Raw genomic sequence first — 17,902 nt, 5'->3', positions numbered from 1 at the left:
CTCCAATGAAGGTTGTGCAACAGCTACATAATAGCGTTGGTTTGTCAATGAGCACTAATCCTGAAACAAGGTTTCGACATTTAGCCCTTGGTGGGTGACAATTTCTTTTAAGCGTCGTAACGCTTCTACCTGAATTTGCCGAACCCGCTCGCGCGTTAAGCCGATTTCATGGCCAACATCTTCCAAAGTAGAGGGTTCATAGCCCAGCAAGCCAAAACGACGTGCCAACACTTCTCGTTGCTTAGGATTCAGCTCATCTAACCACAGTACCAAATGCTGCTTGATGTCCTGATCTTGCAGCTCTGCTTCGGGCCCTAACTCCTTTTCATCAGCAATAACATCCAATAATTGCTTATCAGAGGCACCTGCCGCCAGACCATCTACCGAGGTAATACGCTCATTGAGCTTCAGCATTTTTCGTACTTCGGCAACCGGTTTATCCAGGGATGCAGCGATTTCTTCCGCGCTTGGCTCATGATCCAGCTTTTGCGATAACTCACGGGCAGCACGTAAATAAATATTAAGTTCTTTCACAACATGAATGGGCAACCGAATAGTACGGGTCTGATTCATAATGGCCCGCTCAATAGTTTGTCGGATCCACCAGGTAGCATACGTTGAAAAACGAAAGCCACGCTCCGGATCAAACTTTTCCACCGCACGGATCAAACCTAAGTTGCCTTCTTCAATCAAATCGAGCAAAGCCAAACCCCGGTTGATGTAGCGTCGGGCAATTTTCACGACCAGACGTAAATTGCTTTCAATCATGCGTTTACGGGCGGCTTCATCCCCTTTTAACGCTAGTCGGGAAAAGTAGACTTCTTCTTCCGCACTGAGCAATGGAGAAAAACCAATCTCGCCGAGGTAAATCTGAGTCGCATCGAGCGCCCGGTAATTATCATCCTTAGTAAACACATCATCGGTATCGGTATCATTGTCGTCTTCTGATAAAGCGGCAGCATCTGGCTCTGCGTCTGCATCCATCAATGAAACCTCATCATTGACATCATCTGCTGCATTTTCACTGCGGTCATTTATTGCCTTTGATCCCATATCCTTCTCCCACATCTATAGGGTTTCATTGGTTCAGCGAGTTTTTTTCTGGTTGCTGACCTGAATCTGCGCTCTTATTCAAGCGTCTGTTCTTATAGTTTTTGTGCTTTCACTCGTGTTATTTCGGTAAAAATTGCAACGGATCAACAGACTGACCGCGAAAACGAATTTCGAAATGCAACTGTATCTGACTCGCTTCTGTACTCCCCATATCCGCAATATGCTGACCAGCGCTCACTTGCTGTTGCTCCCGAACCAGCAAACGGCTGTTGTGGGCATAAGCACTCAGGTAATCATCATTGTGCTTAATAATAATCAGATTGCCATAACCTCTCAGAGCATTACCGGCATACACCACTTGCCCTGCTTCGGCCGCATTGATCCGCTGACCATTACTACCCGCTATTTTTAACCCCTTACTACCGTGCTCTTGATGAGAAAAGCGCGCGAGGATAGTACCTCGGGTTGGCCACTGCCATTGTAATCTGTTTCCAGTTGAGGTATTGTTCGTCGTTTTTTCTGAATTTTGTGCTTGTGTTCTATGAACATACCCCGTTTGTGGGCTAGGTGCAACCGATTTTGCCGCCTCGGTTTTGCTGTTTTTTTCACTAGAGTCAACGGGCTGAGGCACAGAGGCAATCGGTTTCGTTGAGACCACTGGCGGTGGTCTTTGTGCAACGGTGGCTTGGCTACGTGGTGGTGTCGTAGCTGAGGGGGTAGTTCCCGTCATGCGCAACTGTTGACCAGGATGGATCACATAAGGTGCGCTGATTTGGTTGCGTTGAGCCAGGGTACGAAAATCTTGACCGGCCCGAAATGCAATCGAGTACAAAGTATCACCACGTTGTACCTGATAGTGCTCGGCTTGTATTGGCCCTCGAGAGCCCTGTGGGCTGGTCTGCAAGGTAGCAACAGGAGCAGGCTCTGAGCGCTTGGCACATGCGCTTAGGCTTAACACAATCAGGGTAAGCAACAACCCTATAACCAGCCGAACAGGCTGTAATGCACAGTACAGCGTATGCTTGCTCTTCAATCTGTTGCTGAGTCGTCTCATGGCCAGCCTTGTTTACATCACCCTAGCGCTCGTTATCTTCCGGTTGTTTTGGGATGAATGTCTCCAATCGTAACATGAGCTGCATAGTTAACACCCCAACAACCATACATAACAAAGCCCAGCCTATATCAGCTGAACCAACCAATTGCTGATAGGCGGTCGGAGTGAGTAAGGTACCATCCAGCTGCCAGGGCCAGATACGCAATAAGGCACCAATCACCACCCCGATCAACAACGCCAAAGTGGCATCATGGCAGCGCGCCAGCAACCAGGATAAAACACGGGAAAAGCTCAATAAACCGATGACGCAACCAGCCATAAACACCAATAAAGTAACCAGCTGTAATTCAGTAACCGCCAGCAATACCGGAGCATACATACCCAGCAACAATAGAATAAAGCTGCCAGATATACCTGGTAAAATCATCGCACATATCGCAATGGCACCAGCGACAAAAAACATCCATAAGGCAGGTTCAAGTGTCATCGGATTCAGCTGACTGATGGCGATAGCGATACTCATTCCTAAAGCCGCCAGTAACAAGCGACGCCAACTCCATGGTACACGAACGCACAAGTGCGGCAGTGCAGCGATAATCAAACCATTAAATAAGGCCCAGAGTAAAACCGGCTGCTGTTCCAGCATCCAGCTGACAGCATTTGCCAGAGCAAACACACTTAGCAAGATACCACTGAACAAACAGAGCAAAAAGGTACCATCTATATGCTGCCAAGCTGCCACCATCCGTCCACGAAACAGCAAAGTCAGTGCTTGCTGATCGACCGAGCGGATCGCATTGATCAACCGCTCATAAATCCCAAGCAATAAAGCGAGCGTGCCTCCTGAAACACCAGGTACTACATCAGCAGCACCCATTAGCACTCCTTTGCACCATACAATAAAATACGCCATTCACCTTCCTGTGTTTTTTATCAGCCTACAAGGCCGGAGCTTTTCAGGCCAGAATCTGGTACCTATGCGATTTATGCCAGAGCGCCTGGCACCAGAGGCACAAAGCGAACAGCTTCGACACTTTCTTCATGAAACTGTTCACCATCCCGGGTAATGACGCGCAAGACTTGCTCATCGGTTCCTACCGGAATGACCAGTCGGCCACCATCACTCAATTGTTGCAATAACGCTTGTGGCACTGCACTGGGCGCAGCAGTCACCAGGATACAATCGAAGGGGCCTTTGCTAGGCCACCCTTGCCAGCCATCGCCATGTTTCATCGAGACATTGTGCAAATCCAGTTGCTGCAACCGGCGTTTGGCTTGAAACTGCAGGCTCTTAATACGTTCTACACTGCATACCCGCTCAAACAAACGAGCCAGCACAGCGGTCTGATAGCCAGAACCAGTACCAATTTCCAACACCTGCTGATGGCGACCACTATTGAGCAAAAGCTCTGTCATGCGGGCAACGATATAGGGCTGCGAAATAGTCTGACCATGGCCAATAGGCAAGGCCGTGTTTTCATAAGCCTTGTGCGCTAAAACGGTTTCAACAAACAAATGTCGGGGGGTGTTGGCAATGGCCGATATCACGGCTGGATTGGTAATGCCTTCACTTTGAAGTTTTTGTGCTAAAACGACTGCACTTCGCTGGGTCGCAACGGCCATATTACAACTGTATTCCTTCTAACCACTGTTTCAATTGATCCATACTCTTATAGGCGGACATGTCAACATGGATCGGCGTAATGGATGCATACCCATGGGTAATGGCATGAAAATCGGTGCCTGGCCCGGCATCAAGCTCTGGCCCAAGTGAGCCATACCAATAGATATCTCGTCCCCAAGGGTCACGAGACTTGGTCATCGTTTCAGCTTTGTGACGCCGACCAAGCCGGGTAATTTGCACCCCTTTTAATTCACTCACGGGAATCGCCGGGACATTGATATTCAAGATTTGATCGGCAGGCAGCGGATGCGATTTTAATTTTTTGATCACTTGCACCGTCACATAGGCCGCGGTTTCGAAATGCTCATCGTCGTGCCCCGCCAAAGACACGGCAATAGCAGGCAATCCAAGATGCCGCCCTTCGGTCGCAGCAGCAACAGTACCTGAGTAAATCACATCATCGCCCATATTGGCACCATGATTGATCCCAGCTACCACCAAATCTGGCGTAAAATCCAATAACTGACTAATCGCCAGATGGACGCAATCGGTCGGGGTACCGCTTACGGCAATAAAGCCGTTATCCAGTTGCTGAGTTCGTAATGGGTTCAGCAGAGTCAATGAATTACTGGCCCCACTGCAGTTACGATCCGGCCCCACCGTAGTGACATCAGCAATTTGCGATAATGCCTGTTGCAGCACTTGGATCCCTTTGGCATAGACGCCATCATCATTGCTTAATAAAATTCGCATTGTTACTCCCTCGCACCATGATTACGCCCACAATCCTGATACTGTACCAATTCTCTGAGAACACTGGTGGCAAAACAGCCCGTGGGTAAGGCAAATCGCAGTTGTATAGTGCCAGCATCCTGCGTAATTTCAAGCTGCTGAGGCTGCAAACGAATGGATCGCCGTTCGGCTTTCAAGCGAAACTCCTGCAAGCCTTGCTGTAAGGCTGCATAGTCCGCCAACCACTGTTGCTCCAGTGCCGCGGCCTGTTCACTTGGCTGGCCTTTGTCCGAAGATGGCAAGCCACAAAGCGCAGCAGTGGGGTGAATATCGCCTTGCTGCAGACGCTCATGCAGCTCATCGGTTAGTTCTTCTACCCGAAAAATAGAACCAGACCCATCCAGTTGCACCACATCGCCAAGCAGCAACTGCTGAAAATACCCTTGTTCAATCCGCTTTGATAGCTGTGTATTGAATAAAAAAGAGCGTGCCGCCGACAAAGCCAGTCCGCGTAGTTGTCGATCGGCAATGCCCTGTCCGGCAAAGAGCGACTCTGCTAACTTCAAATTGCCGCCTTCAATACCAAAACGCTGTTCGCCATAATAGTTGGGCACGCCAGCCCGGACTTGTTGCGCACGCTGTATCAGTTGCTCTGGTGCAGTGACATCTCGTAAGCGTATCTGAAAATGATTACGCTTTAATGCGCCTAAACGTAATTTACGAAAATGACGTTGCACTTGCACAATGCGATACCCTTCGGCCTGCCAGTCTTGCCAAGGCACCTCTTGCTTGATGGGCCAGGGCAAGCAGAACCATTGCCGGGTCACGGCATGGCGGTCTTTGCGCCCGGCAAAACTGATATCACGTGCCTTTAACCCACTTAGCTCCGCCAGCTTTTTTGCCACATACTGGGTATTTTGGCCAATTTTTTCTATCTGAAGTAACAAGTGCTCGCCCGCGCCGCTAGGGCTAAAGTTCAACTCTTCATCAACGATGAAATCGTCGGGTTGAACCCGTAGCTTGGCGGTAGCAATCGGTTCACCGTACAACCACTGCAATGCTTGATGCTTCACGCCGGCACCAGCAACACCACAGCCTCAGCTGCAATCCCTTCTTTACGGCCCACAAATCCCAGCTGCTCTGTCGTGGTTGCTTTTACATTTACCTGCGTCAGGTCGGCCTGAACATCGCTGGCGATCACCCGCCGCATTGCGTCAATATGTGGAGCCAGCTTAGGTGCCTGAGCCATTACCGTAATATCCAGATTGCCCAAGGTATAACCAGCTTGTTGCATCTGCGCGACGACATGGCGCAATAAAACACGGCTGTCGATGCCCTTAAAAGCCGGATCATTATCAGGAAAATGATGACCAATGTCGCCAAGCGCTAAGGCACCGAGTAAGGCATCGGTCAGTGCATGCAATACCACATCCCCGTCCGAATGGGCCAGTAATCCCTGTGTATACGCAATCTGCACTCCAGCTAAGGTCACCGGGCCTTCCCCACCAAAGGCATGCACATCAAAACCATGCCCGATACGAAACAAGCTCATGCTCGACTCTCCAAATAAAACCCAGCCAAGGCTAAATCCTCTGGCTGGGTGACTTTTATATTATCACTTCGCCCCTCAATCAGCTGCACCGGTTGTCCCGCCCACTCCATCGCAGAGGCTTCATCCGTAATGGTGATGCCAGCGCTTAAAGCCTGACTGAGTGCTTGTCGCAGTGTCTCGGTAGGGAATAGTTGCGGTGTCAGGGCATGCCAAAGGCTGGCTCGCTCGACCGTCTGCTCAACCCGCAGCTGGCCACGCTTCATAGTATCGCGCACGGGGCAGGCCAAAATACCGCCTTGTCCGCTCTGCCAACACTGCTGAATCAACTGCTGAATATCACGAAGCTGCACCAGCGGGCGGGCCGCATCGTGAACCAGCACCCATGGGAACTGCTTAGCATCGAGGTGCTTTAAGGCTGCCAGAACCGAGTATGCACGTTCGGCTCCACCAATCACGGTTTGCACATCTGGGTTTGTCGCCAAAGGCGTTGTTGAAAAATAAGCATCCTCTGCTGACAGTGCAATGACCAATGACACAGGTAACTGCAGCAGCACATTAGCACTATGCTCTAAAATCGTTTTGCCATGCAGTTGCAGGTATTGTTTTGGTATCTCGCTTTGCATCCGTTTGCCAATGCCAGCAGCAGGGATCACCGCGGCAATCTGACCATAATCAGGCGCTGGCAATTCCCCGGACATCATGGTTGCGACTCCGGTTCATTGATCGATGGTAGCAGGGGTAAGGCATGATTGGTTGGATCTGCAGAGTCGTTGGCGGGTAGCTGTGGCTCGGACACAATGCGGAAAAAGATTTCATCGTCCCGGATCAGCCCCAACTCATTTCGAGCCCGCTCTTCAATAGCTTCCAACCCCTGACGAAGATCATTCACATCGGCCAGCAGCAAACGATTACGCTTTGCTAGCTCCTCATTGGCCATTTGCTGTTGCTCCAGCTCGCTTTTACGTTGCAAATAGTCACTAACGCTGTGTTGACCAAACCACAGCCGGTACTGCAACAAAGCAAAGAGGATCAATAAAGCAAGTGTCAATAAGCGCATGCAACCAGCCCAGGTTCTATCATAAAACTATTATGAAGCTTTCGGCGCGGTGTGGGAAGGGGTATATACCCAAGTGATCTCAAGATATAGATTTCGGCGGCAGCTTTGGAGCGCTCAAAGAGGAACGTAAGGCAAAGGTTTGGCAAAATTTTTCCAGTTTAAGCAACTACTCAGCAATAATTCGCGCAAGCTCAGCGCCCGGGGGGAGCTACGTTTTTGGTTGCTCCACTGATGACCACAGCAACATGCCGTCATGACCACCTTGACCGGTTGCAACATAAACTTGTCAGCATTGCATTCATCCAATGGCGTGCCAGAATAATCAAACCAGCCGTGGGCATTGCAATGCACCCGCTGCCCTGCATGATCGACCTGATCCACCGAGTCTAGTATAAAGGTTTCTACGCCAAGTTGCTCTTGATACACCGGCACCAATAAACCCGGCTTAGCTGCTTTCTCAAAAAAGCGGGCGATTTGATCAGGTCGTTGCCGATTTAACGGACACTTAGCCGACTGGCTGGCAAACCAGGATGCATTTTGGCTGTCCAGAGATAACGGCGATGTGGCACGTAAAATCCGCTGAGCGGCTTTACGAATATAGAAAGGCAAACTAGCTAACTGTTTTGGCAAATTCACCAACTCGCTGACACTTTGCTGAGACAAACGCAGCAGTTCACGCTCGTACAGAGCATTGCAAAGCTCGGTATACGTCTGGTTTTGGCTGGATACTTGCCAAAAATGGGGCTGATCAGCGGTATCATCATTCATACCGTGATGGTAACGGAGGCCGGTGTTTTTGTACAAGAAAAAAGTGCAGTGGCAGGGTAAAGAGGCGTTATGCTACGAACGGTCCAGATAACGACGAATGGCGAGATAATCCTGAAACAGTGCCTCAGTATCAAAATCCGGATTGGCACCAGGATGTTCGACGGGCGTAAAGATGGCCTGCAACTCTGCTTTCGGGTTGAGTAAATACAACAGCACCCCATGATCCACGTTGTAGGGTAGGTAACTACTAAGGTCATCAACCGGGCTGATGGCATATAAAATTGACAAACTCTGTTCAAAAGGCTGATGGCTGGCATCATTACCCGGCATGCGGGTTAAACCGCGAATATCGGTGGCAAAAAAATTCAGGTAATCATACAGCACTTCGGGTGTATCGCGCTCTGGGTCTACACTGTAAAACAACAGCTGTAGATCCGGGTAGGTTTCAGCCTGTTGCAGCTGCAAATGAAAGCGGCTTAATTTCGCTAAGGTCATCGGGCAAATATCCGGGCAGTAGGTAAAGCCATAACTGAGTAAATGCCATTGCCCATGCAAGTCGGCTGCAGTAACCGGTTGTTGGTATTGGTCCACCAATAGAAAATCGTTAAGAGGGACAGGTTGGGTCAGCAATACCGCTTGTTGCAACTGCAAGGGGTTGTGAGTACTCACCAACACACGAAGCGCCGTGGCGGCTAGCAGAAGGGCAAGCAGCACCGACGCGATCAAAGTATGGCGTAAACTCCATCGTAGCATCACGGACTCCTGTTCGTTCTATGCGCGCTGCTCTGTGAGTGAACTATGAGCTGTAATACAGCATGCGATTTAACAGCACATAATCACCTTCAATAGCCATCAGAATAACAAACACCACGATGGCAAAGGTTGGGATCACCAGCAACAACTTCAGATTCAGGCTTTCCCACTTTACATGCATAAAAATGCTCAAAATCACGCCCGCTTTGATCACCATAAAAAATAGTATGAGACTCCAGCGCAACAGACCTTGCAGCTCCATGTAATCGACCATGTACGAAAAGAAACTCAGTACAAACAGCCAACCCCAAACTTTAAGATACATGCTAACCGGGTGCTGCTGATTCAGTTCCTGTGCCATCACTCACCTCACCATAAATAGAAGAATGCAAAAATAAACACCCAGACCAAGTCAACAAAGTGCCAGTACAAGCCGGTAATTTCGACAATTTCGTAGCCCTTTTTCTCGTAATAGCCCTTATGCACTCGGTAGGCCACCACCAACAAATAGATCACCCCACCCGTCACATGCAAGCCATGAAAGCCGGTGATCATAAAAAAGGCCGCACCAAACTGTTCTGCTCCCATCGGGTTGCCCCAAGGGCGCACTCCATCTTCAATCAACTTGCCCCATTCGAACACCTGCATGCCAACAAAAAGCGCGCCCAGAAATGCTGTGGCCAGCATCAACCATACCGTATGCTTTTTCACGCCACGGTAAGCACTGCTGACAGCCATGGCCATGGTGCCACTGCTGGTAATCAGCACAAACGTCATAATCGCGATTAACAATAGTGGAATGGATTGCCCCCCGACCGTTAAAGCAAATACCTCACTGGTATTTGGCCAAGCCTCTGCAGCAGACCAACGCACATTCATGTAGGCAATCAAGAAAATACTAAAAATAAAGGTATCCCCCAGGAGGAAGACCCACATCATCAACTTGCCCCAAGACATCCGAAAGGTACGTTCATCAGCCGACCAATCTGCGACCACACCTTGCCAGCCAGAGGGCCGCTGGGCATCCGATGCGTTATGCTCTGTGTTCATAAAATCACCTTAAAAGCTGCCTTTAAAACCACACGTTAAAAACCGCACAATGCCGCCAGCGAGTCAATGGTGCTGGACGAGCTGGTCATTAAAGCAAACAGAACCAACCAAACCACAAACAGGTAGTGCCAGTACGTGACACACAAGCGAACACTCGACTGAATTCGCGCCAGTGATTGTTGCTGCCAGAAACGCTTCAGCACCCAAAGCAGTGCAACCAATCCACCCAACAAGTGAACACCATGCACGGCAGTGAGCAAATAAAAGTAGCTGCTGGCTGGATTGCTGGTCATCCCAAAGCCTGCGGTTTCCAATTGCTGCCAAATGGCAAATTGCGCTAACAAAAATAACAGCACCAAAAAGGCGGAACCAACCACCGCCAAGGCAGCCGCCTGTTGCTTCTGTTGCCGGAGCAATACCAGAGCCGCGTGCATCACCACACTGCTGGCTAATAAAATACCGGTGTTCCACCAAAGCTGCGTTGGGTTATCGAACGGTAACCAGGGCTCGCCAGCCAAAGCATGAAAATCACCTAATTGCGAGCGACCTAACAAGGTCATGATAAACAAAGAAAAAACAACCGTTATGGTCACCAATAAAAACCGCAAGGCAGTTCGTGCTGGCCAGTAACTGGGTGGGGGCTGCAGTAAAGCAGGGTCGGCTCCCTCCGGTTGTGCCAGCCATGGCTTTTCCATTAATTTAGTAAAGATACTCATTTTCCGGCCTCCGCAAAAGCTGCTGCATCGGTCACCTCAACCGCACTGTTGGGCACATTTTGTGGGATAAAGTCTTGCTTGACTCCAGGCACACTAAAATCATACGCCCAGCGATACACCACTGGCGCCTCAGGCCCCCAGTTGCCGTGAGTTGGCGGATTGTCCGGGGTTTGCCATTCTAAGGTAGTGGCTCCCCATGGGTTGGGATCGGCTTTTTTGCCACTGCGTAAACTGATAATCACATTGGCAATAAAGATAAGCTGCGCCACAGCAACCACCAAAGCAGCAATGGTAATATTGGCATTCAGTGCCTGAGCGGATTCAGGAATGTACTCAGTACCTCCCATACCAAAGTATCGCCTCGGTAGCCCCAGGATCCCTAAGTAGTGCATTGGCAGAAAAACCAAATAAGCACCCACTAAGGTGGTCCAAAAGTGGATACGACCAAGCCCTTCATGCAGCATCTTTCCACTGACTTTTGGGAACCAATGGTAAATCGCTGCATACAACACCAGAATCGGTGATAGTCCCATCACCATATGGAAGTGTCCCACCACAAAGTAGGTATCGGACAACGGCAAATCAATCACCACATTACCCAAAAATAAGCCACTCAACCCACCGTGTACAAAGGTAAAAATAAAACCGATGGCAAACAGCATCGGCAAGGTTAAATGAATATTTCCTTTCCACAAGGTCAGTACCCAGTTGTACACTTTAAGTGCCGTGGGTACAGCAATAATCAAGGTTGTGGTAGCAAAGAAAAAGCCAAAGTACGGGTTCATACCACTGACATACATATGGTGCGCCCACACCACAAAACTCATTAAGCCGATGCCGACGATGGCCCACACCATCATTCGATAGCCAAAGATATTTTTTCGTGCATGAGTTGCGAGAATATCCGATACCATGCCAAAGGCAGGCAACGCCACGATATACACTTCAGGATGACCAAAAAACCAGAAAAGATGCTGAAATAAAATCGGGCTCCCTCCTGTATGATCCAGCGTTTCACCCAGTGAGATAATCACGGGCATAAAGAAGCTGGTCCCGACCACCTTATCCAGAAACATCATAATGGCACTGACCAGCAATGCAGGAAAGGCCAGTAACCCCATGACGGTGGCAACAAAAATACCCCAAATAGTCAGAGGCATCCGCATCAGTGTCATGCCTTTGGTACGAGCCTGTAAAATGGTGCAAACATAGTTCAGCCCGCCCATGGTGAAAGCCACGATAAAGATACCGAGCGAAATCAGCATCAGTAAGATACCCCAATCAGCCCCTGGGGTTCCCGGCAAAATGGCCTGCGGTGGATACAAAGTCCAACCCGCTCCCGTTGGCCCCCCCGGCACAAAGAAACTGGCCAGCAACACCAGCACCGACAGTAGGTAGGTCCAGTAGCTGAGCATATTAAGGACAGGGAACACCATATCCCTGGCCCCTATCATTAAAGGAATTAAATAGTTACCAAAGCCGCCTAACAATAAAGCAGTCAGCAGGTACACCACCATAATCATGCCATGCATGGTGACAAACTGCAGGTAGGCACTGGGGTCAATAAATGAGAACTGATCGGGGAAACCAAGCTGCAAGCGCATTAAACCCGACAATACCAAAGCCACCACCCCGACCATAATCGCAGTAATACTATATTGAATAGCTATAACTTTATGGTCTTGACTCCAGATGTATTTGCTGCCGAAGCTGGCTTGGTAATGCTCGTCATGACTGGCAATAGCTGAATCTGTCATCGGTATCTCCTTGCTTAGTCAGCTGCACTAAGTGAATTAATGTATGCCACGATGTCGGCGATATCTTCTTCGCTACGAAGCGATTGCACCAATAAGCTCATCTGGGCACCATAGAAGTCATCCGGGTGGCCACCGCGGATGCGATCACGGAAATAACCGATTTGTCGCGCCAAATACCAAGGTTCAAGCCCCGCCAGTCGGGGAGCATTCATATGGTAAATACCTTGTGCCTGTTCACCATGGCAATAGACACAATTTCGATACAACTGGCGGCCATTGTTCAAATTGCCCTCTGCTGTTGCTCGTGCAGGTTCGGGCATGGTGTCAATGTAGGCCAGCAAGTGCTGCATGCTTTGTTCATCGGCCACAAGCCCTGCCATGGCTATCATTTGCCCACCAAACTGGTCGCCTTCAGCTGTACCACGAACACCTTGCTGATAGTTGTGCAGTTGCCGCCTGAGATACCAGATATCTTGCCCGGCGACCCGAGGTGCATTCAAGGCTTGATTGCCTTCCCCTTCCGCGCCGTGGCAGCTGGCACAGACCTGATAGTGAGCCCGACCCAATGCTGAGTCACCAGCAACCCGATCCTGTGTCTGAGCAAAAGTAACCTGACGTGCCAGCCAATCATCAAAGTCCTCTTGCGCTTTCACTACCACACGGCCACGCATGGCGTAATGCCCGATGCCACACAGCTCTTCACACATTAAATCGAAAGCTCCTACGCTGGTGGGAGTAAACCACAAAGAACTGAGCATGCCTGGCACCAAATCCATCTTGACGCGGAACTGCGGTACGGTGAAATTGTGCAACACATCCTTCGAGCGCAACAACACCTTTACCGGCTGATCCAGCGGTAATACCAATTCGTTACTAAAAATAAGGATATCGTCCTGACCAGCTGGATCAGAGGGATCCAACCCAAACGGATTGTCTTCAGAAATAAGGCGGGTATCGACTTTACCCAATTGACCATCAGCACCAGGAAAGCGATAACTCCAATGCCATTGCTGCCCGACAGCTTCGACTTCAATCGAGTCATCGGGAGGAGCGACAAATTGCCCCCAAATGTACAAGCCGGGAGCCAACATCGCTGCAATACCAATGGTGGTGGCAAGAGTTAGCCAGCCTTCTAGTTTTTTATTTTCCGGCTCGTAGTCTGCTTTTAAACCGGGTTTGTGCCGGTAGCGAAAAATAACATAGACCAGAAAGACATTGACAGCGACGAAGACAATACCGGTGATCCAAAAGGTAAGCTCAACAGTGTTATCTATCGCCGACCAATTCGAAGCAAGGGGGGTGAACCACCAGGGGCTAATAAAATGAAAAATGACCGTACCAATAACCAGCAACAAAATAATGATTGCAATCGCCATATCGCGGTTAATCCTTTAATCATTGAAATTATAGTTATATGACTTCAACAGATGAATCGGACATCAGAACACACGGTAAGCACAGTACATCGATACAATCACTGGAGACCGAACACTTTTTCGCCTGTACAGACACTATAGGTCATAAACTTTAAAGCTGCATAAAAGGAAAGCAAAAATTCTTAGATAGTCAGTCTGTTGTAATTAATAGCGGGAATAAAACGGGCACCTTTTACAGTGCCTCGTTGGGAGCTAATCGGACATTAAGCGATTTAAGGCATCGCTTTTACAAAGCGTTTAAAGTAGATCTGAGCCTTGACCACAAAGCCGGGTGTTGCTTCACCCGTGCCAGCATTTTGTAGTTTAGGATGCTTGCGCGCCACTTTCTTTACAATGCCTTCCTGCTCAGGATCAATATCAATAAAGAGCACATGTTTGCCCTCCTTCAAGATATCCTGAAACCGTTTAAAGTGAATGTTGGGTTCCTGGATCCCGATGAACCCTCCTTCCCAGGTGCAAAAACCAAGTACTACGATTGCGAGGAAAATAAAGGGAACCCAACCTGCAGCCGATTCGGTCCAGCCAGCAAAATAAGCCACCAATAACACTAGAATGGCTCCGATTAACCCCACTACCGCACCCACTTCCGTTGCACGCACCACGTCACTTTTCAGTACAGGTGACACTTCATGCAAATGATGCAGTTCTACTTCAGCATCTTTTTCACTCAACACATGAATCTGTGGGGTCGCAATGCCTTTTTGTTCCAGCTCTTTTTCAATTGATTCTAAGTCATCAAGGTCATCACTAATAAAATACCGCCTTAACATAATCTAGCCCTCTGTTTGGCAAAGACAAGTTAATTAAGCCACTGAACCGACTGCACATTATTGAATTATGGCTAGTAGCCCCTTCGGAATAACCACATCCGTGACTCAAGTATAGACGTAAATTAGCAAAACGGTGAAATATTGAACAAGCCCCTTAATTCTCTGAAGTGGTAAGTGCGAATTGTGCATACTCATGATCAGGATGCTGCCTTGCCAGTGACTTTGCTTGCTGCAAATACAAAACACTCTGCTCGGATTGCTCCAATTGCCGGTAAATACGCGCCATGGTGATCAGCACTTCAATATTTTCAGGGTGCTCCTGCTGTTGCGCTTGCCTGTTCTGTAAGATTTGATGATACAAGGCCAGTGCCTGCGCTTGACGATGTTGCTCAAAGTAAATACCTGCCAACACTTGCCATGCTCGTAACGTCGTCGGGTGGCTTTCGCCAAGTTGCTCAGCTTGTCGCTCCGCCGTGTCGCTTGCTAGCACTACGGCTTCATCCAAACGTTGCAGATCCCGATATAAGATTGCCAGACGCATCTGAGTTTGCAATGTTTCAATGTTGTCATCCCCCAAGGTCTGCCGCCGTTTGCTCAAGGTGTTCAAAAAGAGCTGCTCGGATTCGTCATAGCGCCCCTGTCCGCGATAGTTCATCGCCAGATTATGCTGAGTTCTCAGTGTTGCCGGATGATGCGGCCCCACGACCAGTGTGGATAACTCGATATGTCGAAGTAAATAAGGCTCTGCGGCTTGATACTGGCCAGAGGCAACCAGCACAGAAGCCAGTGTGGATAAGCAATTTAACGTTCGTTCATGACGCTCGCCATAATGCGCAATCCCCAGCTCCAGACACTGCCGGAAATACAGCTCTGTTTGCGGATAATCCCCCAACCAGTAATGCACAATCCCCAAAGTTGTTAACGAATGCACTATATCCGGATGCTGATCACCTAACACCTGAAGCCGTAATTGATGCAACTGCAGGTACATGGTTTTGGCTTGTTGCAGCTTGCCTAAATCCTGGTAATTGCCAGCAAGGTTTCCCATCATCCCTAACGTCAATCGATGCTTATGCCCCAATACCTGCTGACTCATCGCAAGTGCCTGCTCCGTTAGGGGCATCGCCTCTTCAAATCGATATTGCGAGCTATACGCACTGGCCAATTGACTTAAAATACGCACATACTCTTCCGAAGGCAGTTGCTGATGCTTTTGTTGCAAATGTAATGCCTGCTCCAGATGCCGCTCGGCATCCCGGTACAAACCAAGCGCATTATACACCCGCCCAATCACCAGACGGACAGAGGCCTCGACCAAAGGTTGCTGTTGCAAGGAGTGCTCATCCCCGGAAGTGAGTTGCTGACTGGTTTGGTCCAATACTTCACGAACGGTCACCTGATGACCCTGAGCTTTCATGGGATCAGTACTGGATAGCATATCGGTAATAAAGCGATTGATAGCGTCGGCTTTCTCACGTTGTAGCTCTGCAAAGTCCCGCTCTTTGGCTACCTGCACGGATTGCAGATAGACGGCTGAGCTGCCACTTAGCAAAGTAACAACAACCAGTGCGCTGAGTGCGGAGCTGATTCGATTGCGCGCCAAAAATCGTCCGGCACGGTACGACCAGCTACCCGGTCGCGCCAGCACCACTCTTTTACTCAAAAAACGCTCAATATCATCCGATAGCGCTGCCACCGAAGCATATCGATCACCACTGTTTTTTTGCAATGCCTTTGTCAGGATACTATCCAGATCGCCTCGCAGCTGTCTGGCTTTAATACCATGTGATCTAACAGGACTCTGGGCGTGCAATCCCGAATCACGGGGCTGCTCTTGCTCACCCTGAGCCGCCTCAGAAGCCAACCTTGCTGGTGACTGTAGAATAGCCTCGCGTTTCTCTGTAGCCGTGTTGCTATTTAAAAAGGGCCTCGCTGCAGTGAGTAATTCAAATAAAATCACACCCAAGGCATACACATCGGTCACGGTCGTTAAAGCCTTGCCTTGCAGCTGCTCTGGGCTGCAATAATTCAGTGTCGCCCGGCTACTGGCAAGCTGCTGCTCAGAGAGCTCATCCAAGGCTGATTTATGCAGCAATTTGGCAATCCCAAAATCCAGCAGTCTTGGTTCACCTTGCTCGGTAATCAGAATATTGGATGGTTTTAGATCGCAGTGCACCACCATCTTCTGGTGAGCAAACTCAACCGCGCTGCAGACTTTACGAAACAGCTGCAATCGCTGTTTCAAACTCAGTTGCTTTTGCTGGCAGTACTCATCGATAGGGATGCCTTCGACATACTCCATCACCAGATAGGGTAAGTTATCATCCGTGGCACCACCATCGAGCAAACGAGAAATATAAGCGTGTTCCAAGTCGGCCAGAATTTGTCGTTCCGCTTTAAAGGCCCGCAATAAGTAAGGATCAGCCACCACCGTACGAATGAGCTTAATCGCCACCCGCTTATCAAACTGCTGGTCGGCACGCTCGGCCAGATAGACACTGCCCATGCCGCCATGGCCAAGCGGTTGAATGATCCGGTAATTACCTATGGCCTGCCCGATTAAATCTTTGGGCTGTAAAATGGCACACGCTTGGCTGGCAACCACGGCATACAAATCATCAGTGCGGTCAGTGTGTTGCAACAAAGAACGAACGGCGTTCAGTAGCCCGGTATCGTGCTGACACTGCTGCTGCAAAAACTCGTCACGCTCATGCTCCGGCAAGTCAATGGCTTGATGAAACAACACCTCAACCTGTTGCCATGTCTTCTTATCCATGTATTTCCTTTAAGATCAACGAGCCATGCGTGATAACACGATAAACAGCAGGTACGTTTAAAACAGTGCATTCTATCAAGATATCTCTATACTATAGGATATGATTAAAAAAGAAACAGTGCATTCATGGCAACCGTACCCCCTAGCTCAGCCGATATCACCGGCTTGTTGCATCACTGGCAACAAGGTGATCCTCAGGCATTCACAGAGCTGAGCAATCATGTGCACCAGGAATTGCATCGTATCGCCAGACGGTATATGCATGGCGAACGCTGCAACCATACCTTGCAGGCCACCGCTCTGGTGAACGAGGCCTTTATTGCTTTAATCGATGCCGACGTCAGTTACGAAAATCGAGTCCATTTCTTTTGTCTGGCAGGTCGAATCATGCGCCGAATTCTGGTTGATCATGCCCGGGCCCGGGCGGCCAATAAACGAGGCTCAGGCTCCGAAAACCTAGCTTTCACTGAATCCATCGCTATTTTAGATGATCAACCGGATCAATTACTTGCACTCGACAGTGCCTTGCACGCACTGGAACAATTTGATGCGCAAAAAGCAGATATTTTGCAGCTGCAGTTTTTTGCCGGCCTGAAAAACCATGAAATTGCCGACATCTATGGCGTATCAGCCCGCACCATCGAGCGCAACAGCAAGCTGGCCAAAGCCTGGCTGCATCAGGCGATCTAATTCACATCCTGAAAACCTGGCTCAGAATAGCCACAACAGCCTGCATCTTCCCAGTCAACTGCTCTGACCACTAAATAAATTACCATTCCTGTGTCGGTGTTTGCCTACAAACCC

General features: G+C 49.3%; 18 protein-coding genes and 1 pseudogene. 1 reads left to right on the top strand and 18 read right to left on the bottom strand.

The features are described from left to right. Nucleotides 1–54: 54 nt before the first annotated feature. From rpoS to Q3O60_RS04675, 18 genes and pseudogenes are all read right to left on the bottom strand, one after another. Nucleotides 55–1,053 (bottom strand): RNA polymerase sigma factor RpoS, encoded by a 999-nt coding sequence (gene rpoS / locus Q3O60_RS04760; RefSeq protein WP_305892767.1) that lies wholly within the window; start codon nucleotides 1,051–1,053, stop codon nucleotides 55–57. Nucleotides 1,054–1,171: 118 nt separating this feature from the next. Further along, complete coding sequence (locus Q3O60_RS04755; RefSeq protein WP_305892766.1) at nucleotides 1,172–2,107, bottom strand: peptidoglycan DD-metalloendopeptidase family protein; 936 nt, start codon at nucleotides 2,105–2,107, stop codon at nucleotides 1,172–1,174. Between the two features lie 22 nt (nucleotides 2,108–2,129). Continuing rightward, nucleotides 2,130–3,020, bottom strand: coding sequence for a DUF368 domain-containing protein (locus Q3O60_RS04750; protein ID WP_305892765.1), 891 nt, complete (start codon nucleotides 3,018–3,020; stop codon nucleotides 2,130–2,132). A 71-nt stretch (nucleotides 3,021–3,091) separates the two neighbouring features. After that, entirely contained in the window at nucleotides 3,092–3,730 is a 639-nt protein-coding gene (locus Q3O60_RS04745; RefSeq protein WP_305892764.1) for a protein-L-isoaspartate(D-aspartate) O-methyltransferase, read from the bottom strand. Between the two features lies 1 nt (nucleotide 3,731). Continuing rightward, on the bottom strand, nucleotides 3,732–4,484 hold the full coding sequence (surE, locus tag Q3O60_RS04740) for a 5'/3'-nucleotidase SurE (protein ID WP_305892763.1): 753 nt from the start codon (nucleotides 4,482–4,484) through the stop codon (nucleotides 3,732–3,734). 2 nt (nucleotides 4,485–4,486) lie between these two features. Next, complete coding sequence (truD, locus tag Q3O60_RS04735; protein WP_305892762.1) at nucleotides 4,487–5,536, bottom strand: tRNA pseudouridine(13) synthase TruD; 1,050 nt, start codon at nucleotides 5,534–5,536, stop codon at nucleotides 4,487–4,489. Beyond that, a complete protein-coding gene (gene ispF / locus Q3O60_RS04730; protein ID WP_305892761.1) occupies nucleotides 5,533–6,015 on the bottom strand; it encodes a 2-C-methyl-D-erythritol 2,4-cyclodiphosphate synthase in 483 nt (160 codons plus the stop codon). Before ispF ends, truD begins: the two co-directional genes overlap by 4 nt. Then, nucleotides 6,012–6,716 carry a 2-C-methyl-D-erythritol 4-phosphate cytidylyltransferase gene (gene ispD, locus Q3O60_RS04725; RefSeq protein WP_369812631.1) on the bottom strand — a complete coding sequence of 235 codons (705 nt, stop codon included), beginning with the start codon at nucleotides 6,714–6,716 and terminating at the stop codon, nucleotides 6,012–6,014. The genes ispF and ispD overlap by 4 nt, the downstream gene beginning before the upstream one ends. A gap of 59 nt (nucleotides 6,717–6,775) precedes the next feature. Then, nucleotides 6,776–7,072, bottom strand: a pseudogene (ftsB, locus tag Q3O60_RS04720) (cell division protein FtsB); the annotation flags it as partial. A gap of 114 nt (nucleotides 7,073–7,186) precedes the next feature. Continuing rightward, a complete protein-coding gene (locus Q3O60_RS04715) occupies nucleotides 7,187–7,840 on the bottom strand; it encodes a hypothetical protein (RefSeq protein ID WP_305892759.1) in 654 nt (217 codons plus the stop codon). Nucleotides 7,841–7,912: 72 nt separating this feature from the next. After that, a complete protein-coding gene (locus Q3O60_RS04710; RefSeq protein WP_305892758.1) occupies nucleotides 7,913–8,593 on the bottom strand; it encodes an SCO family protein in 681 nt (226 codons plus the stop codon). A 43-nt stretch (nucleotides 8,594–8,636) separates the two neighbouring features. After that, nucleotides 8,637–8,954, bottom strand: coding sequence for a cytochrome C oxidase subunit IV family protein (locus Q3O60_RS04705; RefSeq protein WP_305892757.1), 318 nt, complete (start codon nucleotides 8,952–8,954; stop codon nucleotides 8,637–8,639). A gap of 8 nt (nucleotides 8,955–8,962) precedes the next feature. Beyond that, nucleotides 8,963–9,643, bottom strand: coding sequence for a cytochrome c oxidase subunit 3 (locus Q3O60_RS04700; protein ID WP_305892756.1), 681 nt, complete (start codon nucleotides 9,641–9,643; stop codon nucleotides 8,963–8,965). Between the two features lie 35 nt (nucleotides 9,644–9,678). Then, the gene (locus tag Q3O60_RS04695; protein ID WP_305892755.1) at nucleotides 9,679–10,359 is read right to left on the bottom strand and encodes a cytochrome c oxidase subunit 3; all 681 of its coding nucleotides are present in this window, start codon (nucleotides 10,357–10,359) and stop codon (nucleotides 9,679–9,681) included. Then, the gene (locus Q3O60_RS04690; RefSeq protein WP_305892754.1) at nucleotides 10,356–12,116 is read right to left on the bottom strand and encodes a cbb3-type cytochrome c oxidase subunit I; all 1,761 of its coding nucleotides are present in this window, start codon (nucleotides 12,114–12,116) and stop codon (nucleotides 10,356–10,358) included. The genes Q3O60_RS04695 and Q3O60_RS04690 overlap by 4 nt, the downstream gene beginning before the upstream one ends. Before the next feature lie 14 nt (nucleotides 12,117–12,130). Further along, the gene (coxB, locus tag Q3O60_RS04685; RefSeq protein WP_305892753.1) at nucleotides 12,131–13,492 is read right to left on the bottom strand and encodes a cytochrome c oxidase subunit II; all 1,362 of its coding nucleotides are present in this window, start codon (nucleotides 13,490–13,492) and stop codon (nucleotides 12,131–12,133) included. Between the two features lie 272 nt (nucleotides 13,493–13,764). After that, nucleotides 13,765–14,322: an NAD/FAD-utilizing enzyme gene (locus Q3O60_RS04680; protein ID WP_305892752.1), complete on the bottom strand. Its 558-nt coding sequence runs from the start codon at nucleotides 14,320–14,322 to the stop codon at nucleotides 13,765–13,767. A gap of 154 nt (nucleotides 14,323–14,476) precedes the next feature. After that, a complete protein-coding gene (locus tag Q3O60_RS04675) occupies nucleotides 14,477–17,098 on the bottom strand; it encodes a tetratricopeptide repeat protein (protein WP_305892751.1) in 2,622 nt (873 codons plus the stop codon). Nucleotides 17,099–17,224: 126 nt separating this feature from the next. Here Q3O60_RS04675 and Q3O60_RS04670 point away from each other — a divergent pair, with 126 nt between their 5' ends. Continuing rightward, on the top strand, nucleotides 17,225–17,788 hold the full coding sequence (locus Q3O60_RS04670; protein ID WP_305892750.1) for a sigma-70 family RNA polymerase sigma factor: 564 nt from the start codon (nucleotides 17,225–17,227) through the stop codon (nucleotides 17,786–17,788). Nucleotides 17,789–17,902 lie beyond the last annotated feature (114 nt).

The sequence above is a fragment of the Alkalimonas collagenimarina genome (assembly GCF_030717845.1).
GTDB classification, from domain to species: Bacteria; Pseudomonadota; Gammaproteobacteria; order Enterobacterales; family Alteromonadaceae; genus Alkalimonas; species Alkalimonas collagenimarina.
The sequence above is the reverse complement of the archived record's forward strand: the minus strand, read 5'-3'. Positions and strand labels throughout refer to the sequence as shown.